The 18,333-nt window shown below is 68.2% G+C and carries 19 protein-coding genes; 10 read left to right on the top strand and 9 right to left on the bottom strand.

Annotated features, from left to right (window positions below):
• Complete coding sequence (locus ACFOES_RS19760) at positions 1-930, bottom strand: LysR family transcriptional regulator (protein ID WP_377835204.1); 930 nt, start codon at positions 928-930, stop codon at positions 1-3.
• Between the two features lie 360 nt (positions 931-1,290).
• On the opposite strand from ACFOES_RS19760, the gene argE reads away from it, so the two are divergent.
• Together argE and ACFOES_RS19770 are read left to right on the top strand one after the other, a co-directional pair.
• Entirely contained in the window at positions 1,291-2,445 is a 1,155-nt protein-coding gene (gene argE, locus ACFOES_RS19765) for an acetylornithine deacetylase (protein ID WP_377835206.1), read from the top strand.
• A gap of 117 nt (positions 2,446-2,562) precedes the next feature.
• Complete coding sequence (locus ACFOES_RS19770; protein ID WP_377835207.1) at positions 2,563-2,766, top strand: YgaP family membrane protein; 204 nt, start codon at positions 2,563-2,565, stop codon at positions 2,764-2,766.
• 72 nt (positions 2,767-2,838) lie between these two features.
• Here the strand turns inward: ACFOES_RS19770 and ACFOES_RS19775 are convergent, their stop codons facing one another.
• The 5 genes from ACFOES_RS19775 to ACFOES_RS19795 form a co-directional block, all read right to left on the bottom strand.
• On the bottom strand, positions 2,839-3,513 hold the full coding sequence (locus ACFOES_RS19775) for a DUF1028 domain-containing protein (protein ID WP_377835209.1): 675 nt from the start codon (positions 3,511-3,513) through the stop codon (positions 2,839-2,841).
• 153 nt (positions 3,514-3,666) lie between these two features.
• Complete coding sequence (locus tag ACFOES_RS19780) at positions 3,667-4,080, bottom strand: RidA family protein (RefSeq protein ID WP_377835211.1); 414 nt, start codon at positions 4,078-4,080, stop codon at positions 3,667-3,669.
• Positions 4,081-4,087: 7 nt separating this feature from the next.
• A complete protein-coding gene (locus ACFOES_RS19785) occupies positions 4,088-5,236 on the bottom strand; it encodes a flavin reductase (RefSeq protein WP_377835213.1) in 1,149 nt (382 codons plus the stop codon).
• Positions 5,237-5,334: 98 nt separating this feature from the next.
• Entirely contained in the window at positions 5,335-6,471 is a 1,137-nt protein-coding gene (locus ACFOES_RS19790) for an aromatic ring-hydroxylating oxygenase subunit alpha (RefSeq protein ID WP_377835215.1), read from the bottom strand.
• Between the two features lie 4 nt (positions 6,472-6,475).
• The gene (locus ACFOES_RS19795; RefSeq protein ID WP_377835217.1) at positions 6,476-7,993 is read right to left on the bottom strand and encodes a 4-hydroxyphenylacetate 3-hydroxylase family protein; all 1,518 of its coding nucleotides are present in this window, start codon (positions 7,991-7,993) and stop codon (positions 6,476-6,478) included.
• 219 nt (positions 7,994-8,212) lie between these two features.
• Here ACFOES_RS19795 and ACFOES_RS19800 point away from each other — a divergent pair, with 219 nt between their 5' ends.
• From ACFOES_RS19800 to ACFOES_RS19835, 8 genes are read left to right on the top strand one after another with little or no spacing between them, the layout of a single operon-like run.
• On the top strand, positions 8,213-9,289 hold the full coding sequence (locus tag ACFOES_RS19800; RefSeq protein ID WP_377835219.1) for a hypothetical protein: 1,077 nt from the start codon (positions 8,213-8,215) through the stop codon (positions 9,287-9,289).
• Entirely contained in the window at positions 9,290-10,432 is a 1,143-nt protein-coding gene (locus ACFOES_RS19805) for a hypothetical protein (RefSeq protein WP_377835221.1), read from the top strand.
• A gap of 43 nt (positions 10,433-10,475) precedes the next feature.
• Entirely contained in the window at positions 10,476-12,416 is a 1,941-nt protein-coding gene (locus ACFOES_RS19810) for an AAA family ATPase (protein WP_377835222.1), read from the top strand.
• Positions 12,413-12,760, top strand: a complete 348-nt coding sequence (locus ACFOES_RS19815) for a hypothetical protein (protein WP_377835224.1) — start codon at positions 12,413-12,415, stop codon at positions 12,758-12,760. The genes ACFOES_RS19810 and ACFOES_RS19815 overlap by 4 nt, the downstream gene beginning before the upstream one ends.
• On the top strand, positions 12,760-13,368 hold the full coding sequence (locus ACFOES_RS19820; RefSeq protein WP_377835226.1) for a hypothetical protein: 609 nt from the start codon (positions 12,760-12,762) through the stop codon (positions 13,366-13,368). Before ACFOES_RS19815 ends, ACFOES_RS19820 begins: the two co-directional genes overlap by 1 nt.
• A complete protein-coding gene (locus ACFOES_RS19825; protein ID WP_377835228.1) occupies positions 13,365-14,726 on the top strand; it encodes a DUF6638 family protein in 1,362 nt (453 codons plus the stop codon). The genes ACFOES_RS19820 and ACFOES_RS19825 overlap by 4 nt, the downstream gene beginning before the upstream one ends.
• Positions 14,723-14,998, top strand: a complete 276-nt coding sequence (locus ACFOES_RS19830) for a hypothetical protein (protein WP_377835230.1) — start codon at positions 14,723-14,725, stop codon at positions 14,996-14,998. The genes ACFOES_RS19825 and ACFOES_RS19830 overlap by 4 nt, the downstream gene beginning before the upstream one ends.
• 9 nt (positions 14,999-15,007) lie before the next feature.
• Positions 15,008-15,688, top strand: a complete 681-nt coding sequence (locus ACFOES_RS19835) for a DUF1523 family protein (protein ID WP_377835232.1) — start codon at positions 15,008-15,010, stop codon at positions 15,686-15,688.
• 184 nt (positions 15,689-15,872) lie between these two features.
• Here ACFOES_RS19835 and lpdA read toward each other — a convergent pair whose 3' ends face one another.
• The 3 genes from lpdA to ACFOES_RS19850 are packed head-to-tail and all read right to left on the bottom strand — an operon-like array spanning position 15,873 to position 18,158.
• Complete coding sequence (gene lpdA / locus ACFOES_RS19840) at positions 15,873-17,261, bottom strand: dihydrolipoyl dehydrogenase (protein ID WP_377835234.1); 1,389 nt, start codon at positions 17,259-17,261, stop codon at positions 15,873-15,875.
• A gap of 58 nt (positions 17,262-17,319) precedes the next feature.
• Entirely contained in the window at positions 17,320-17,748 is a 429-nt protein-coding gene (locus tag ACFOES_RS19845) for a hypothetical protein (RefSeq protein ID WP_377835236.1), read from the bottom strand.
• 8 nt (positions 17,749-17,756) lie between these two features.
• The gene (locus ACFOES_RS19850) at positions 17,757-18,158 is read right to left on the bottom strand and encodes an MAPEG family protein (protein WP_377835238.1); all 402 of its coding nucleotides are present in this window, start codon (positions 18,156-18,158) and stop codon (positions 17,757-17,759) included.
• Positions 18,159-18,333 lie beyond the last annotated feature (175 nt).

An 18,333-nucleotide genomic window follows, 5' to 3' on the forward strand; every position in this document is an offset into this window, starting at 1 on the left:
CTAGCCCGGCAGGCAGCCCGGCAGGCCGTCGCGGGCGATACTGCTGCGACAATGTTCGGCGAATGCGGCGACAGTGCGGCGCGCATGCGGGGCCGCGGTCGTCACCAGCCCCAGTTGCAGCGGCCGCAGCCCGCCGCGCAGGGGCACGAAGGCCAGCCGCTTGCCGTCCGGGGCCTGCTCGGCCCGGGTCCGGGTGTTGATCAGCGAATAGCCGTAGCCGTTGGCGACCAGGCTGCGCAACACCGCCATGTCACGGGTCCGCTCGGCGATCAGCGGCGGGGTGCCGATCTGGTCGAACAGGGTCAGGAAGTAGTCGGCCGAATAGGGCAGGTCGAGCAGCACCATCGGCTGGCCGCGCAGGTCCTCGGGCACGATCTCGGGCTTGCCCGCCAGCGGATGCGACGGCGCGACGATCACCCAGGGGTCGAGCGTGGCCAGCGGCTGGAAGGCGATGCCCTCGGGCAGCGGCAGGTCGTAGGTCAGGCCGATGTCGAGCGCGCCGCGCAGCAGACCTTCGAGGATGTCGGCATGGTCGAGCTCGTATTGCGTCGCCCGCACCGCAGGGTGGGCGGCCTCGAAGGCGCGGCGCAGGTCGGGCAGCAGCAGCGGCGCGAAGGTCTTGAGGCAGGCGATGGCCAGCGGGCCGGAGACCTCGCCACCGATATCGGCGGCCAGCGCCCCCAGCCCCTCGGCCCCGGCCAGCACCCGCCGCGCCTCGGCCAGCAATTCGCGCCCCGCCGGGGTCAGCGTCAGGGCGTGGGCGTGGCGGCGGATGAAGAGCTGGACGCCGAAGGCGGCCTCGAGCTGGGCGATGGCGGCCGAGATCGAGGGCGAGGAGACATTGGCCCGGCGCGCCGCCCGGGCGACTGAGCCGGCCTCGCCCACGGCGATGAAATACTCCAGCTGGCGCAGGGTGAAACGAAGGGGCAAGGTGAAGGTCCTGGATCGCGGCGTCGGGCGATTTCACGCAGCGGGCGCGGGCGTGTCAAGTTGCCGGCCCTTGTTCAGGAATGGGCCGCCTGGGCGGGGCCGGCCGCCGCGGCGCGCGAAGGAGCGAAGGCAGTCGCCAGGTGGGACGCGAGACGGGCAGGCGCTGCGCGGCGGCTTCGCCTTGAGTCCGCGCCGCCCGGGCACCGCGCCCGATCTCCGCAAGAGGCCCCCAACAGCGCCCGGCGACGAACGGCCCAGGCCGGGAGCGCCGACGCCCAGCCCCCCGCGCCACGCCGCCACCGGGGGTTTCCCCCGCCGCCGATTTGCGGTTTGGTACGGCCAAACCACCGGAGACCCCCAATGGAGATGCGCGCCATCCTCGACCGCCTGATCGGCTTCGAGACCGTCAGCCCCCAATCCAACATGGCGCTGATGGAGTTCATCCGCGACACGCTGGCCACGGCGGGCATAGACTCGGTGCTGATCCCCGACGCCTCGGGCAAGAAGGCCAACCTCTACGCCACCGTCGGCCCGCAGGACCGCCCCGGCGTCATGCTCTCGGGCCATACCGACGTCGTCCCGGTCGAGGGCCAGGCCTGGACCCGGCCGCCCTTCGAGATGACCGAGGCCGACGGCAAGCTCTACGGTCGCGGCACCACCGACATGAAGGGCTTCGTCGCCTGCGCCATCGCCGCCGCGCTCGATGCCGCCAGGCGCGAACTGACGACGCCGCTGCACCTCGCCTTCAGCCATGACGAGGAAGTGGGCTGCCTCGGCGTCCGCTCGCTGATCGACATGCTGGACGGCGCGCCGGTGCGGCCGGCGATGTGCATCGTCGGCGAACCGACGGCGATGCAGGTGGCGACCGGCCACAAGGGCAAGACCGCCCTGCGCGCCACCTGCACCGGGCGCGAGGGCCATTCCGCGCTCGCCCCGCTGGCGCTGAACGCGCTCCATCTCGGCGCCGACTTCCTGAACGCCGTCCGCGCCCTGCAGGCCAGGGTGGCCGAGAGCGGCCGGCGCGACGGCGATTACGACGTGCCCTACACCACGATCCATGTCGGCAAGATGTCGGGCGGGGTGCAGGTCAACATCGTCCCCAACCAATGCGTGCTGGATTTCGAGATCCGGGCGCTGGCCGAGGACGACCCGCAGGACCTGATCGCCCAGCTGCGCGCCGCCGCCGAGGAGATCGTCGCCCCGCTGCGCGAGGACTTCCCCGAGGCGGCGATCGAGATCGAGGAGCTGTGGAGCTATCCCGGCCTCGGCACGCCCTCCGAGGCGCGGGTGGTGAATTTCGTCAAGGGGCTGACCGGCGCCAACGGCACGATCAAGGTCGCCTTCGGCACCGAGGGCGGGCTGTTCTCGGACCGGCTCGGCATCCCGACCGTGGTCTGCGGCCCGGGCAGCATGGCCCAGGGCCACAAGCCCGACGAGTTCGTCAGCCTCGAACAGCTCGACCGCTGCCAGGCGATGATGGCTGCGCTGCTCGACCGCCTCGAATCCGGGCTGTGACGCAAAAAACCGCGCGGAAGTCACATTCAATATCTTGAATTTAACTTCGCGACCCGTTATCTCGGTCGTGAAGCGGCGGCGCAGACCGCGCCGCACCCCGGAGTTCTGGAGAGCACAATGTCCCTCGATCGCGCCGTTCTGGCCTTTGCCGGCCTGATGATCTTCGTCAGCCTTGCGCTCACCCTGTGGGTGTCGCCCTACTGGATGTGGTTCACCGCCTTCATCGCCGCCAACCTGATGCAGTCGGCCTTCACCGGCTTCTGCCCGGCCGCGATGATCTTCAAGCTTTTCGGCATCAAGGAAGGCTGTGCCTTCAAGTAAGGCCCCCTGCCCTCCCTGATCAGCGCCCGCCGGCCCTCCCTCCGGCGGGCGTTTTTTTGTCCGCCGCCGGGTCTATTCGTCCCCCGGCACGCCGTAGCTCGGCGCCGCCGTCGGGTCGAGCGCGCGGGTGACGTAATCCTCCATCTGCGGGGCGTAGACCGCCCAGGCGGCCCCCAGCGCGCCGATCGGGTCCTCCTCGGCCCAGTCGATGCGCAGCTCGGCCAGCGGCCAGTCCTGTTCGCCGACCACCAGCAGCCCGGCCGAATGCACCGGCCCGGCCTCGCCGCCCGCCACCAGCCCCGCCCGCAGCGCCGCCATCAGCCGGTCGCCCAGCGCGCCCCCGGCGGCCTCGAATCCCGCCACCATCGCCCGCGGCACGCCGGCATCGGCCAGCAGGTTGCCGCCCGCCGCGCAATCGACGCCCGTCGCCTCGGCCCAGACCCCCAGCGCCCGCGCCCCGGAATGGATCGCGACGCCGCCATGGCGGTCGACCACCAGCACCTGGCGATAGTCCGGATGCGCCATCTCGCGCGCCAGGATCGCCACCGCCTCCTGCGCCCGCGCCCCCTTCTCCATCAGGTCGAGCGCCAGCGGCCCGAGCCGCGGATCGGTGACGTTCTGGCTCGCCACCGCCCCGACGCCCGCCCTTGCATGGGCGCAGCGCGCCGCCACGGCGGGGCTGGAGGAGGAAATCACCAGGCCGAAACGGCCAGTCTCGGGACAACGGGCAACGAGGGAAAAGGTCATGGGCGGTCTCCTGCGGCAGGCGCCGGGGGTTTCACACCCCCGGACCCCCGTGGAGTATTTGGACAAAGAAGAAGACAGGCTGCATTTCTTCTTTGCGAAAATACTCCGGGGGTCCGGGGGCAGCGCCCCCGGCCTTGGTCAAACGGGTCTCGGTCAGTCGGGGATCACCGCGGTGGCGTCGATCTCGACCAGCCAGTTCGGCCGGGCCAGGGCGGTGACGGTGACGCCGGTCGAGACCGGGTGCACCCCTTTGATGTATTCGCCCATCACCCGGTAGACCGCCTCGCGGTGGCGGATGTCGGTCAGGTAGACGACCACCTTGCACAGGTGCTCCATCCTGCCGCCCGCCTCCTCGATCAGCTGGCGGATGTTCTGCATCACCTTGTGGGTCTGTTCGGCCGGATCGGCGCTGACGATGTCCTCGGAGCTGTCGAGGTCCTGCGGGCACTGGCCGCGCAGGAAGACCATCGTGCCGCGGGCGACCACGGCCTGGGCGAGATCGTTGTCGAGCTTCTGCTCAGGATATGTGTCGCGGGTGTTGAACGGGCGGATGCGGGTATGGGCCATGGTTTCCTCAGTCGAGATCGAGGCCGAAGGCGGCGGCGCAATGGAGCAGGAAGGATTCGGCCTCGGGGCTGGCGGCCTGGCCGGCGCGGCCGCAGAGCACCAGCCGGCTGCTGGCGTGCCTGCCGGCCAGCGGCCGGGTGACGAGGCGGCGGCCGTCATGGCTGATATCGCCGGCGGGCCGGGTGGCGAGCAGGGCGTAGCCGAGCCCCTGGGCGACCATGCCGCGCAGCATTTCCAGGCTGCGGGCGCGATAGGCGACCTGCGGTGTGCCGTGGCCCTCGAAGAGCGACAGGAAATAGTCGCGCGAGGGCGGCACGTCGAGCAGCACCATCCGGCGCGGGGCGAGGTCTTCGAGCGCGATCTCCTCGGCCTGCGCCAGCGGATCGTCCGCGGCCAGCAGGACGTAGGGCGCCAGTTCGGCCAGCGTGACCCGGGTGACGTCGGGCGGCAGGCCGAGATCGTAGAGGAAGGCGAGCTCGATCGTGCCGTCGCGCAGCAGTTCCAGCAGTTGGCGCTGGTCGCCCTCGTGCAGGTCGAGCGCCACCGGCGCGCCGCCATCCTCCAGCTTGCGCAGCAGCTCGGGCAGCACGGCCGGGCCGAAGCTGGCGAGCGTGCCGAGGCGCAGCGGGTGCCCCTCGGCGTCGCGGTCCGGCGACAGCAGCCGCACCGGGGCGCTGTAGGCGCGGGCGGCATAGACCAGCGGCGTGCCGCTTTCGGCGAGGTGGATATCGGCAACCTCGCCGATGAAGATGTGGTGGGTGCCGACCCGGTCCGACGATTTCACCCGGCAGTCGAAGGCGACCAGCGCGCCCTCGAGGCGGGGAGCGCCGGTGACCATCGGCACCGGCGTGGTGCAGGCGAACTTGTCGCCGCCCTCGGCCGGGCGGCGGCGGGCGAAGGTGTCGGCGACCGAACTCTGGTCGTCGCGCAGCACGTTGACGCAGAAGCAGCCGTTCTCGAGGATCGCGGCGGCGCTGGCCGACTGGTGGTGGACGCAGACCAGCATCGTCGGCGCGGCGCCGTCGGCCGAGATCGAGGACATGGCGGAGACGGTCACCCCGGCGCGGCCGGCCGGGCCGTCGGTCGTCACCACGTTGACGGTGGCGGCGGCGCGGGCCATGCCCTGGAGGAAGCGGTCGCGGAGCGGGGCGGTCATGGTCTCTGTCCCAGCCTTGATGCGGGCGGCGGCGGCGGGCGGTCTGCCCGCGCGGCCCCCCCGAGGATACTTGTGCCCAGAAGAAGACAGAAGCGGCTTCATTCCGGGATTCGGGATGCGATGTAGCGGGCGAAGTCGTAATTCGGTCGTTCGAGATGGGAAAGGGGGCCCGGGGCGGAAAGATCGGCGCAGAGGCCGCGATAGACCTTCTCGACGCAGCCCTTGTCCTCCTGGTTGACGGCATCGAGCAGCTCCTGCAGCCGGACGAAATGCTCCTGCGCCTTCGGGTCGGAAACGAATTCCGGCGCCAGGCCGCCGCCATAGGTGACGTTGACATGGCCCGGCCCGTCGGGCGTCAGGCTGAGATACCAGAAATAGCCCGGGCTGAGCGTGATCATCAGCGAGGGGTAGACCGAGATCAGCCAGGTGGTGCGGCGGGCATCGCCCTGCAGGGTGGTGTTGGTCGGATGCGCCAGGGTCAGGTCGAGGGCGTCGTTCTTGAGGATGTAGTGGTAGTTGAAGCCGGGCTCGCCCTCGGGACAGGTCATCTTCTCGAGATCGACGGTGTGGCCGATGGTGCCGGCATGGCAGACCGGCAGGTGGTAGCTTTCCATGAAGTTCTCGGCCAGCACCTTCCAGTTGGTCGCCCAGTGGAAGTCCTGGCGGAAGGCCTCGTGGTAATTCTCCATGTGGAAGTCGCCGACCAGCTGATCGAGGCGCGCCAGCGTCTGCTGCGGCGGCGGCGCGTCGGGGTTCAGCGTCACCATGATCCAGCCCAGCCAGTCGGTGCAGCGCACCTGTGGCAGCGCGGTGTCCTGCTTGCAGAAGCCCTCGTTGAGGGTCATCGCCGGGGCGCCGCGCAGGCTGCCATCGAGGTTGTAGGTCCAGGCATGGTAGGGGCAGACGATGGCGCGGGTATTGCCGCGGCCGTCCAGCAGGGTCGACATCCGGTGGCGGCAGACATTCGACAGCGCCCGCAACTGCCCGTCGCGGTCGCGCAGGACGATGATCGGCTCGCCGGCGATCTCCATCGTCAGGTAGTCGCCGGGATCGGGCAGCGTGTCGGCCCGGCCGGCGCAGAGCCATTCCCTGGCGAAGATGTGCTCCTGCTCCTGGGCGAGGAACTCGGGCGAGGTATAGACCGATTTCGGCATCGCCCGCGCCCGCTCGAAGGGGGCGGCGACATTGGCGCGCAACTCGTCGATCGGGCGCAGGCCGGGTTCGGGGCGGATCATGGCACTACTCCGCCGCCTTGGGCTTGCCGGTGTCGAACCATTTCGACACCGCCGAGTCGCCGGGGGTCCGTGTCGTCGGGCCCATGACGTTGTCGGACAGGTCCGCCGCCTTGCGGACGAAGTCGAGCGGGCCGTCCCAGTCGAAATTGCGGTAGACCGCGGCAAGGTGGGCGAAGGGCGGCGACTGGGCGAAAAGCTGGAAGGTCAGCCGGTGGCCGGCATAGTCGGAATTGAGCAGGTCGCGGGCGAAGGCCAGCAGCTTGCGGCGATCGTCGGCGACCCAGTCCTCGTTGACGGTGTAGAATTTCTCCAGCCACGGCGCGGTCTCGGGGGCGCGGAAGGCGGCGGCGTCGGGGGTGACGCAGACCTGGCCGCCGCAAAGCTCGCGCGCGATGTGGATCATCTCGTGCAGCTGGCTGCAGGCCAGCACCCGGCCGGTATAGAGCAGCGACTGGTTCGGCATCAGCAGCCCGGCCGGGCTTTTCTCGGCCAGGGCGATCGAGGCGGTCAGGTGGGCGTTGATCCCCTCGCGGTAGACGGCGAGCTGGGCCAGCTTCTCCTGCACCGCCTGCTGCTTGTCGAGCCCGGTCTGGCGGGCGTTGAACAGCGCCGCGCCGATCAGCATGTCGGCCAGCTTGAGGTTGCGCTGGACGAAGGCGAAGGCGGAGTAGCGGTGCAGGGTGGCGCGGATGAACATCGCCGCCTTGGTGTGGCGGTAGAACAGCACGTTCTCCCACGGGATCAGCACGTCGTCGAAGATCACCAGCGTGTCGACCTCGTCGAACCGGTTCGCCAGCGGATAGTCCTCGGCCGGGGCGCGGCCGGCGAAACCGGTGCGGCAGATGAACTTCAGCCCCGGCGAGCCGAGATCGCAGATGAAGCCGACGGCGTAATCCGACAGCGCGTCATTGCCCCAGTTGGCGATGGTCGGCTTGGTGAAGGCCTGGTTGGCATAGGCGGCGGCGGTCTCGTACTTGGCGCCGCGGACGACGATGCCGGCATCGGTCTCCCTGACCACGTGCAGCAGCATGTCCGGGTCCTGCTCCTGCGGCGGTTTCGAACGGTCGCCCTTGGGGTCGGTATTGGCCGAGACGTGGAACGGGTCGGCGTGCAGCACCTTGTGGATGTGGGTCTCGATGTTACGCGCGAATTGCGGGTCGATCTCGGCCAGCACGTCGGCGCCGTCATAGAGCGACCACATCTCGCCCACCGTCTCGTCGCCGACCCGGGTGACGACGCCGCCGATGGTCTCCATCATCGTGTCGGTGGCCCGGCGCTTGGCCCACCAGTCGTCCTGGCTGAAGGGCAGCGCATTGCCGATGGCGTTGACCTCGTCTCCGTCGCGCACCGTCATCACCGGCGCCGTCTCGGGATCGTACTGCATGTCGTAGATCCGCGCCCGGATATCGACCAGCGGCTTGAACATCGGGTGGCTGGTGACGTCCGTCACGCGCTCGCCGTTGACATGGACTTCGCGCCCGTCACGGATCGAAGCACGGTATTCTTCGCCGGTGCGGATCATCGGCCTCTCCTTCTGGTCTTCCGGGGGTGTGACGGTTCGCGCGCGCCACGGCGCCATCCTGCCGCGAAACGCTATTCGGAAAAAGAAAACATTGCCTCTGACCGGACAAGATTTTGCCTAATCGACAACGACTGACGCAAAAGCGATGGCACAGAGGATGTAATCTGCCGTAACATTTCCCAGATAGATTGACGTGCATTTCCCCGTGGGAGGGTTCCGATGGCCGATTTCGAGGCGCAGATCCGGGAAAGTCAGGATCAGGTGGCCAAGACGCAGACGCAGATCGCCGAACTGACCGGCCGGATCGAGGCGGCGCGCAGCAAGCTGGAAGCGGGCGGCGACATCTCGATCGACATCGAGACCGCGACGCTGGATGACGTCCACCGCCATACCGAGGCGATGAACGCCAATATCGCCGAGCTGATCATGGGCCTGGACGACGTCACCGCCGGATTCTCGCGCGATTTCGACGAGATGCGCTCGAAGACCGGCTGGGAAAGCTTCGTCGGCCTCTTCGCCCGCCACAAGTCCGAGGCGATGCGCCAGGAACGGCTGCGCGCGGCCAGCATCGACGACAAGCTGCAAGACCTGATCTCCAAGTCCGACGTCATCGTCAAGCTGCTGCAAAGCCAGCTCGACATGCTCAACCAGCAGAAGGACAAGGTCGAGGCCAACCTGACCGACACCCTGACCGACCGCGAGACCACGGTCGGCGACCTGGAAGCGGTGCGGGCCGAGATCGTCGCGCTCGACCCGAAGATCATCGAGCTCGAGAACCGCATCGCCGTCGAGCAGGACGCGGCCGAGCGGACGCGGCTCGAGACCGAGCTGGCCGAACTCAACACCCGCTACAACGCCCTGGCCCAGGACGAACAGGTCAAGCTGGCCAAGTCGCAGACGCTGGAACGCTATATCGAGAAGGGCAAGACCTGGGTCGACAGCTTGCAGAACCAGGCGGCGACCCAGATGGTGCTGATCAACAAGCTGCAGACCGACACCAACCAGCGGGTGGTGCTCTACGACGCGCTGACCAAGTCGCTCAAGACCGCGCAGCAGCAGGACGTCGCCCACCGCATCAACGAGATCGGCGTCCAGACCGATCAGGAAGCGCAGGCGGCGATGGCGGCGATCGGCACCGCCACCAACGACCGCATGGCCGAGATGATGGAGGCACATGAGGACCACATGGTCTTCGCCCGCAAGGTGCTGGCGCAGAAGGCCAAGGCGGACGAACGCTTCGCCCGCCGCTTCGCCGCCATCGTCGAGAAGCACGACAAGAATCTCTACGGCGAATAAGTGGCCCAGACCGATGTCACCAAGGCGCTGACCGCCGACCACGCCGCGCTTTACGACACGCTGGTGGCGCGGCGCTATTTCGCCAAGTTCGAGCGCATCACCGGCCATCTCGCCCAGGTCGCGGCCGAGATGGAGGCCGAGGGCCGGCTTGGCCGGGCCGAGCTGCGCATCGTCGGCGACTACGTCACCGCGCTGGCCCGCAGCTTCGCCGCGCTCGGCCACAAGTACCTGATGACCGGCCGGATCGAGGGCGCGGCGCCGGGCCAGCTGACCATCGACCGGCACGAAAGCGGCTTCCCGGTGTTCCAGGAACTGCTGGTGATGGCGAACGACGCCCAGCAGGCGGGCCGCCACCTTGCCGCCCTGCCCTCGGAGGCCGAGCTCAAGGACGACATGATCCGCCAGATCGTCGGCCAGCTGACGATCCCGACCCAGCTGCAATACGTCCTGTCGCAGCGGCTCTATTACGAGGCGCTGGACGCCGGCGGGCTGTTCTGGGCCCGCAACGATCCCGATTATCTGTGGCTGGCCGATGTCGGCCCCGACCGGCGCCGCTACCTGCTGCACTGGGCGGTCTACGACGCCCAGGTCAACCTGCCGGTGATCTACCTGATGGAGGTCGAGGATAGCGGCCGCGACGCCCTGCCCAGGGACCGCCGCCGCTGGCCCCGGGCGCAAAGCGCGCTGATGGCGCAATCGCTCGACGGGCTCAAGCTGGTGACCATCGCGCAGGGGTTCGACCGCGATTTCGACGACCTCCACCCCAAGCACCTGCGCCGGATCCATCTCGGCCCGATGTATTCCCACGCCTTCACCCTGCAATCCGGTCCGATCCGCGAGGTGCTGGAGCAGGCGGCGGGCGCCGAGGGCGAGGACTGGGCCCTGGCCTGGACCGTCGAGGACCTCGAAAGCGCAAGGGTGGAAGAGGAGAAATCCGGCTGGTTCTCCTCGGTCGAGCGCGAGGTCTTCGCCCTCGACCCGTTCTCCGGCCGCGGCGCCGAGACCGGCGCCACCCGCACCGACCGCGCCATCATCCTGCCCGAGCGCCCGTTCCAGGTGCTGGCCGAAAAGAACCCCGAGGGCTTCCACGCGGTGCGCAAGTTCGTCGTCGGCGCCGGCGGCAAGGTGCTGAGCTACAGGTGATGCCGATGGCCGTATTCAGACAGAAGATGACGAGGAACCGCGCATGAGCCGTCCGAGCGACCAGATGGAGCTGCGCGAGGCCGACATCCGCAAGCATTACGGCGAGGCGCTGTCGCTGCTCGAAGGGCTGGACCATGCGCCGCGGCTGGCCGCCGCAAGGGCGACGACAGCCGCGAAGCTGGAGGAGCGTTCGCCCGGGATCGGCACCCGGCGGCGGTTCCGCTCGACCACGCCGGGGCTGGTGACGCGTTCGACGGCGCGGCCCGAGGGGGTGCGGCTGCTCGACCGGATCGAGGCCACCGCCGAGGACGGGCTGATCGCGCCCTTGCAGGCGGCGGTGTTGCAGGCGCTGCGCCGCGGGCTGGCGATTTCGATGGCGATGGGCGAGCAGTTTTCCGACGCCACCGGCCTGACCGAGCTCAAGCGCGCCAATCTGGAAGGCCGCTTGCCCGACGCCCGCCGGGCCGCGTTCACCGAGCTGCTGGCGGCCGAGGCGCTGGCCTGCCTGCATGTCTTCGGCAACGCCACCGCCTTTCTGCTGGCGCCGCATCTCGGCGGGTTGAGCGTCGAAGTGGGTGAGGTCGAGGAGGTGCTGACCGACAACGCGCAATTGGCGCTGCGCGGCGTGCTGTGGGAGCTCGACCAGGACATCGCCGCCTTCGATGGCGACGCCGCGCGACTGGTGGCGACGGTCGCCGCCTTTGCCGAGCAGCTGATGGAGAAGGTCGCGCTGCGGGCCCGGACCGCGCCGCGGCTGGGGGCCTTCACCGGGGCGCATTACCGGGTCGAGGCCGACGATTTCGCCATCGCCGGCTTCCAGCCCGCCCGCAAGGCCCGCGGCCCGGCCCTGTCGATGGCCTTCAAGAAGCCCGAGCAGGTGGTCGGCAACCACATCGCCAAGTACCAGGCGATGAAGCTGGCCAAGATGCTGATGGCCTATGATTTCGAGCGCCGGCTCAATCCCTTCGCCGAGCTGGGCGGCTTCATCTTCACCTTCATGGGCGACGGCGCGCCGGGCACCGGCAAGACGACGCTGATCCAGATGATGGCCGGGCTGCTGAACGACTACTGCCAGGCGGCGGGCTATCCCTTCCGCTACCGCAATTTCTCGATCGACCAGATCGACAGCTACCAGGGCAAGTCGGGCCAGAACGCCAAGGCCTTCGTCCAGGACATCCTCGACCCGACGGTGATCGGCTTCGGCACCATCGACGATATCGACCAGATCGCCGGCAAGCGCGGCGACCGGCAGAGCTCGGCCGGCCAGCAGGAAGTCACCGCCGTGTTCATGGAGGCCTTCGCCGGTGCCAATACCGTGGTGCGCGGCAACTGCTCCTTCGGCATGTTCTCGAACTACCCCGAGAATGTCGACGACGCCCTGCGCCAGCGCGCCGGCGCCCGGTTCCTCGTTGACGGGCCGCAGAGCCGCGAGGATTACATCGACATCCTCGCCCTGCTCTTGGGCAAGGGCCACGACATCCCGCTGGGCGAGCATGACCTCTACGCCGCGCAGGCGCTGCAACGGGCGGTATCGCGCAGCCTCAAAGCCCATGGACGGCCGCAGGAGGCCGGGCTGCTGAAGGTCTGGCAGGAGGTCGAGGCCCGGATCGGGCGGCTCGACACGCTGGCGAAACTGGGGACCTACCTCAAGGCGATCCAGCAGGTCGACGACCGCTTCACCGGCCGGGCGATCAAGAACATCACCGATGCGGTCAAGCTGCGGGCGCTGGATTTCGAGCTGCCGGACGAGTGGATGGAGCGGCCCGAGCTGTTCCTGTTCAAGCCCTACGAGGACAAGCTGACCCTGCTGCGCGACATGGCCCGGCCGATCACCGCCGAGATGGTGGTGCAGGAGATCAACCGCTACGCCGATAGCGAGTTCCGTTATGCCGATACCTCGGACGAGGCGGCGATCGCGGCGATGGTGCGCGAGATGGAGCGGATGGAAGAGGCCAAGCGGCGCTACCAGGGGGGCGGGGCATGAGCGGGTTGCAGGCCCTCGGCATCAGCGGCGCGGTGCTGGTGCCGGTGATCGTGCTGGTGCTGCTCGCCGTCGCCACGCCGCGGCTGCTGGCCCGGGTCGTCGGCCGCGGCGCCCGGGCGGCGGCGGTCAACCTGACGCTTTCGGCGCTGCTGCTGACCGTGGTCTCGGGCGGCTACTTCGCCGTCGATTACCTGCTGCGCGACCCGCGCGTGCTGGGCGCTCTCGGCGCTCGGCCGGTCTCGGCGCTGGCGCATTTCGGCTGGCTCGGGCTGATGGCGGGGCTGGTCTGGGGACCGGTGATGTTGCTGTCGCTCACCGCCCTGCCGCAACAAGGGGGGCGATGATGACAGTGAAGACACTGACCGACATTGCTATCGCCTTGGCAGCAGTCTTCGGTTCGTTCACTGCGTGGAAGGGACTGACGATCTGGCGAGAACAAAATGTCTGGCAAGAAGACAACAATCTGGCCAGACGGCTTCTGATCGCGCTCTACCAGTATCGCGATTCAATCTACTCCGTTCGTCATCCCGCGATGGCCGTCTCTGAGATGGAGCTTGATGTTGGCGATCCACCTGACTTGCCGGAGGATAAGAAGCGGTCCCGAGGGGTCATCTTGGCGTATTCTCGCAGATGGGAGCGTCACCTCCCTCAACGCAATGAACTTGATGCGCTTCTGATAGAGGCTGATGCAGTTTGGGGGAAGAAGCTTTCAGAAATGGCTGAGCCGCTCAAGCTCCTTGAGCATGAGCTTTATGCGTACATCTGGCTATATCTCGACGCTCACTTCAGGGGAGCCCCCGAGCTAAGAGCACAGTTTCAGAAGATACTCGCGAGCAAGAGAGACATACTCTACGATACTATGGACGAAGAGGATGAGTATCGAATTGATTTCAATAAGAAACTAGCGCCGCTCGAAGACTACTTAAGAACCAAGATGGGGCGGCAGAGATGAAACGCCTGATCGAAAGCGGGCTGATGTTCGGCAATCTGGTCGAGGTCTCGGCCCCGGCGCTGGTCGAGCGCTACAACCGGGCGCTGGAAATGTTGACCGGCAAGCGCACCGCCCTGCCCGATTTCCATATCGACATCTCCGGCTATTCGCCCGAGATCGGCGACGAGCTGGGCGACGATCTCTACCTCAACCCGAACGGCTGCAACCGCCAGTTCATCCTGCTGACCACGGCGCAGAAATCGGCGCCGCTGCTCAACGTCAAGTTCTCGACCGCCCGCACCATCCTGCGCAGGTTCATCGAGGAGAACGAGGCCCAGCTCTTCGCCCTCACCGCCCGCGACGCGGTGGCGGGCGAGCTGCAAAACTCGGTCTACGAGGTCTCGACCCCGGCGCGGCTGTTCGACATCCGCCGGGTGACGGTCGAGGCCGACACGCTGGGCGGCACGGTCAAGGACGCGGCCCGGCTGGCCGAGAGGATCGAGCGGTTCCGGACCGAGCCGGACGGCTGGCGCGACGACGTGCTGATCGCGCAGATGATCGGGCTGGCCAAGAAGACCGGCGACGTGACCCGGTCGCCGGTCAGCCTGGCCCACATGTCCTTCGAGCAGGGCAATTTCTGGACCTCGCATTTCGGCGGGCTCTACATCTTCCGCGACACGCAAGTGCCGGGCGTCATCGCCGTCGGCGACAAGGCGGCGCTGGGGGAGCTACCGGTGGCGCCGGTGCTGGGGCTGAGCGAACGCAACGCCATCGCCGACTGGCTCGACCGCAACGGGCTGGTCGAGCCGATCGTCCGGGCGCGCGGCGCCGACGCGGCGGCAATCCTGCGCCAGAAGATGGATTTCGTTCTGGTCGAGGCGGCCGAGAAACTTCAGGTCGACCTCGGCGCGATGACAAGGCGCGACCTGCACCAGCTGGCCCGCCAGCTCGGCCCCGCCCTGCCCGAGGAATTCAAGGGGCTGGCGGCACTGTTGCGCTGGGTCGAGGGTGGCGGCGACTGGCCGCGCATCACCTCGGCCCACCCGGCCTATTTCTACACCCTGCGCGCCCGCAACCATGCCGACCGCGACCTGGTCAACATGGCTCTGGCCGAGCTGGCGCCGATGGATGTCCGGCAACTGTTCATCTGCCACAAGGCCCTGTTCTACCGGCTCTATTCCGGCTGGTCCGAGGCCAAGCGCGGCTATGTCGTCGATTTCCTGAGCCGCGAATACCAGGTCGACAAGGCCGGGGCGCGGGCGGCGCTGTTTGGCCCCGAACCCGGCATGGACGAGGCCGAGCGCCCGGCCCCGCGCGCCAGCCGCGACCTGGTCACCCTGGTCGGGCCCTGGGGCGCGGTGCGGAGGAACGCGCCATGACCTTTCTGCGCCTGATCGTCGTCGGCTTCCTGGCGATGACGGTTTTCTATTGGCTGATCTCGGTCTATTCCCGGTCGCTGAGACGCGAGAAGCTCGAGAATCGCTGGGACGAGGACCCGCCGGAAGGGGCGGGCGAGGACGAGCGCGAGGCCTATATCGAGGCGGGGATGCGCGACTACGAGCACAGCCTGCGGCGCAAGCTGATCCTGCTGGTCTATGTCGTGCCGATCGTGGTGGTGGCGGTGATCGCCTATGTCGTAAACACGCAATAGGGGCGGCTGATGGGACGCTATATCAAATGGGGGCTGATCGCCCTGGTCGTGCTGGTCGTCGGCGTGTTCCTGCAATACACGCTGCTCTCGCATGACGTGGTGCGCATCACCAACACCTACAACCGGATCACCACGCTGGGCTCGATCAACCGGCTGTTCTATGCCTCGCCCGATGTCGGCACCAACGAAGGCACCACAACCCGAGACATCCGCTTCATCGAGGCGGTGCGCCCGAACGGCAAGGTCGTGGTCTACCGCAACGAGGATACCGGCTGGGTCTGGCCGCCCTATTTCAAATACGACAGCTCGAACCTGCAGGCCGAGGCCTCGGCGCTGAAGTCGAGCGCGGAGGCGCCCAAATGGGTGGTGGTGACGCGCTATGGCTGGCGCATCCCCTTCCTGACGATCTTTCCCAACGCGATCGCGGTGAAGCAGGTGGCCTCGCCCGATGTGCGGATCGTCCCCTGGGTCAATATCCTGGTGCTGCTGGTGCTCGCCGGGCTGCTGTTCCTGCTGTGGCGGATGTGGGCCCAGTTCCGCGAGCGCACCATCGAGCCGCTGATCGTCGATGTCGAGGAGGCCTGGGACCGGGTCGACAGCCGCGCCGACATGGCGCGGCGGGACGCCAGGGGGATCTGGGGCCGGTTCAAGGCCTGGCTCGACACCTGGCGCGGCAAGCCGCGGAAATAGGCCGGCGCGATCCGTCCCCGCGGCATCGCCTGGCCCCGGGGCGGGAGCGAGGGGCTGTCTGCCCCTCGCGCTCCCCGAGAGTATTTTCGCAAAGAAGAAAAGAGGGGCTTCCGGACCTCTGGGCGGGCAATGGAAAAAGGGGCGCGATCAGCGCGCCCCCTGCATTGTTTTCCTATTCCCCGGCTCAGGCGTGGATCGGGCCGTCGCCGCAGGCCAGCGCGGCTTCGCGCACGGCTTCCGAGCAGGTCGGGTGGGCGTGGCAGGTGCGGGCGATGTCCTCGGCGGCGGCGCCGAATTCCATCGCGACGCAGATCTCGTGGATCATCTCGCCGGCGCCGGGGCCGATGATATGGGCGCCCAGCACCCGGTCGGTCTCCTTGTCGGCGAGGATCTTGACGAAGCCCTCGCCGGCGAACATGGCCTTGGCGCGGGCGTTGCCCATGAAGCTGAACTTGCCGACCTTGTAGGCGCGGCCGGCGGCCTTGAGGCTGTCCTCGGTCTCGCCGACGCTGGCGACTTCCGGCGCGGTGTAGATCACACCGGGGATGACGCCGTAATTGACGTGGCCGTGCTGGCCGGCGATCACCTCGGCCACCGCCATGCCCTCGTCCTCGGCCTTGTGGGCCAGCATCGGGCCGGGCACCGCGTCGCCGATGGCGTAGATGCCGTCGACCGTGGTCCGCCAGCGGGCATCGACCTCGATCTGGCCGCGCTGGGTGGTCTTGACGCCCAGCGCGTCGAGGCCGAGCCCGTCGGTATAGGGCTTGCGGCCAGTGGCGAGCAGGACGCAATCGGCGTCGAGCACGTGCTCGCTGTCATCCTTGCGCAGCTTGTAGCTCACCTTGGCCTTGTTGCGCGACACGCTGGTGCCCTGGACTGCGGCGCCGGTGACGATGTTCAGCCCCTGCTTCTTGAGCGTGCGCTGGAAGGTGCGGGCGACCTCGGCATCGGCACCGGGGATCAGCGCGTCGAGGAACTCGACCACGGTGACCGAGCTGCCGAGCCGGGCATAGACCGAGCCCAGTTCGAGCCCGATCACGCCGCCGCCGATCACCACCATCGTTTTCGGCACCTTCGGCAGGCTGAGCGCGCCGGTCGAGGTGACGACGACCTTCTCGTCGATCTCGACGCCGGGCAGCGAGGCGGGCTCGGACCCGGTGGCGATGACGATGTTCTTCGCCTCGTGGACCTCGTCGCCGACCTTGACCTTGCCGGCCGCGGGGATCGAGCCCCAGCCCTTGAGCCAGTCGATCTTGTTCTTCTTGAACAGGAACTCGATGCCCTTGGTGTTCTGGGCGACGGTGTCGTCCTTGTAGGCCTGCATCTGCGCCCAGTCGACGGAGGGCGACTTGCCCTTGAGGCCCATGGTAGCGAAGTTGTGCTCGGCCTCGTGCAGCATGTGGCTGGCATGCAGCAGCGCCTTGGACGGGATGCAGCCGACATTCAGGCAGGTGCCGCCCAGGGTCTCGCGCGCCTCGACACAGGCGGTCTTGAGCCCGAGCTGGGCGCAGCGGATGGCGCAGACATAGCCCCCCGGGCCGCCGCCGATCACGATCACATCATAGCTTGCCATCATGGCCTCCTTTGGAATTCGGGTTCAGCGCGCCGCGGCCGGGCGCGGGAAATTGCGGTCATTGCAGCGCCTCGCCCGGCGGGCGGCGCAGGATCAGCTCGGCCAGCACCAGCAGCAGCAGGCCGGGCGCAAGCGCGAGCAAGGTGTCGGCCCAGGCCGGCAGCAGCGCGTCCAGCGCCACCCGGACCGGGGCGAAGAGGCGGATCATCCCCGACAGGTGATAGACCGCCGAGAGGAAGATCACGCCCATCACCACGGTGCGGGCCAGCGCGCCCTCGAACTCGGGCAGGCGGAAGCGGCGCTTGGCGGCCAGCCGGCGCAGCAGCCCCAGCCCGGCCAGGGCCGCCAGCACCGCCACCAGCACCAGCCCGTCGGCCTCCAGCGGTCCCGGCACCGGCAGCCCGGCCAGCCCCATCTCGAAGACGGTGGCGGCAAGCGCGGCAAGCGCGGTGATCTGGGTCAGGCGGCAGAGCTGTCGGGCGGACATGGGCGGGCTCAGACGGAAGCGAACAGCGACAGGATGTAGAGGCCGATGGTCGTGGCGAAGCCGGCCAGCCACAGCAGGGTGCGGATGCCGACCAGGTTGAAGACATAGGCCGGGACGTAGAGGACGCGGGCGATCAGGAAGACCTGGGCGCAGATCAGCGTCAGGTGGGACGAGGCGTCCTTGGCGAAGACCAGCAGCACCGCCGGCGCGAAGAGCGCCATCGCCGTCACCGAGTTGGTCAGCGCCCGGTCGAGCCGGCCGACCATGCCTTCGAGCGTGCGCTTCTCGTCGCGCGAGGACAGCAGGTAGCCCATGTCGAACTGGGTCGCGGCGCCGGTGACCTGGGCCAGCAGCGTGAGGCAGACGAAGAGGCCGTAGAGGGCGAGGATGTCGAGTTCACTGGAGAACATGGGCGGGCCTTTCAGGCTGGGACGGTATCTGGCTGGATTCTAGCACGAAATCGGCCGGTGTCGCCCCCGGTCGGGATCGGGGGAGGGGACCGTCCGCCCCCTCTTCGCGCTTCCTGCTTCGCTTGGTGGCGCGCACTCACCCCCGAGGATGATTGGACCGAGAGCAAGGGGGCGG

It is taken from the genome of Acidimangrovimonas pyrenivorans (assembly GCF_042643245.1).
Lineage (GTDB): Bacteria > Pseudomonadota > Alphaproteobacteria > Rhodobacterales > Rhodobacteraceae > Acidimangrovimonas > Acidimangrovimonas pyrenivorans.

What these genes read in the sequence shown, in the direction of transcription:
- ACFOES_RS19850 (WP_377835238.1), bottom strand. Translation starts at nt 18,158, where the DNA reads ATGTTCTCCAGTGAACTCGACATCCTCGCCCTCTACGGCCTCTTCGTC.
- ACFOES_RS19785 (WP_377835213.1), bottom strand. Translation starts at nt 5,236, where the DNA reads ATGACCGCCCCGCTCCGCGACCGCTTCCTCCAGGGCATGGCCCGCGCC.
- argE (WP_377835206.1), top strand. Translation starts at nt 1,291, where the DNA reads ATGGAGATGCGCGCCATCCTCGACCGCCTGATCGGCTTCGAGACCGTC.
- ACFOES_RS19845 (WP_377835236.1), bottom strand. Translation starts at nt 17,748, where the DNA reads ATGTCCGCCCGACAGCTCTGCCGCCTGACCCAGATCACCGCGCTTGCC.
- ACFOES_RS19780 (WP_377835211.1), bottom strand. Translation starts at nt 4,080, where the DNA reads ATGGCCCATACCCGCATCCGCCCGTTCAACACCCGCGACACATATCCT.
- ACFOES_RS19835 (WP_377835232.1), top strand. Translation starts at nt 15,008, where the DNA reads ATGGGACGCTATATCAAATGGGGGCTGATCGCCCTGGTCGTGCTGGTC.
- ACFOES_RS19810 (WP_377835222.1), top strand. Translation starts at nt 10,476, where the DNA reads ATGAGCCGTCCGAGCGACCAGATGGAGCTGCGCGAGGCCGACATCCGC.
- ACFOES_RS19770 (WP_377835207.1), top strand. Translation starts at nt 2,563, where the DNA reads ATGTCCCTCGATCGCGCCGTTCTGGCCTTTGCCGGCCTGATGATCTTC.
- ACFOES_RS19820 (WP_377835226.1), top strand. Translation starts at nt 12,760, where the DNA reads ATGACAGTGAAGACACTGACCGACATTGCTATCGCCTTGGCAGCAGTC.
- lpdA (WP_377835234.1), bottom strand. Translation starts at nt 17,261, where the DNA reads ATGGCAAGCTATGATGTGATCGTGATCGGCGGCGGCCCGGGGGGCTAT.
- ACFOES_RS19815 (WP_377835224.1), top strand. Translation starts at nt 12,413, where the DNA reads ATGAGCGGGTTGCAGGCCCTCGGCATCAGCGGCGCGGTGCTGGTGCCG.
- ACFOES_RS19800 (WP_377835219.1), top strand. Translation starts at nt 8,213, where the DNA reads ATGGCCGATTTCGAGGCGCAGATCCGGGAAAGTCAGGATCAGGTGGCC.
- ACFOES_RS19790 (WP_377835215.1), bottom strand. Translation starts at nt 6,471, where the DNA reads ATGATCCGCCCCGAACCCGGCCTGCGCCCGATCGACGAGTTGCGCGCC.
- ACFOES_RS19825 (WP_377835228.1), top strand. Translation starts at nt 13,365, where the DNA reads ATGAAACGCCTGATCGAAAGCGGGCTGATGTTCGGCAATCTGGTCGAG.
- ACFOES_RS19795 (WP_377835217.1), bottom strand. Translation starts at nt 7,993, where the DNA reads ATGATCCGCACCGGCGAAGAATACCGTGCTTCGATCCGTGACGGGCGC.
- ACFOES_RS19775 (WP_377835209.1), bottom strand. Translation starts at nt 3,513, where the DNA reads ATGACCTTTTCCCTCGTTGCCCGTTGTCCCGAGACTGGCCGTTTCGGC.
- ACFOES_RS19830 (WP_377835230.1), top strand. Translation starts at nt 14,723, where the DNA reads ATGACCTTTCTGCGCCTGATCGTCGTCGGCTTCCTGGCGATGACGGTT.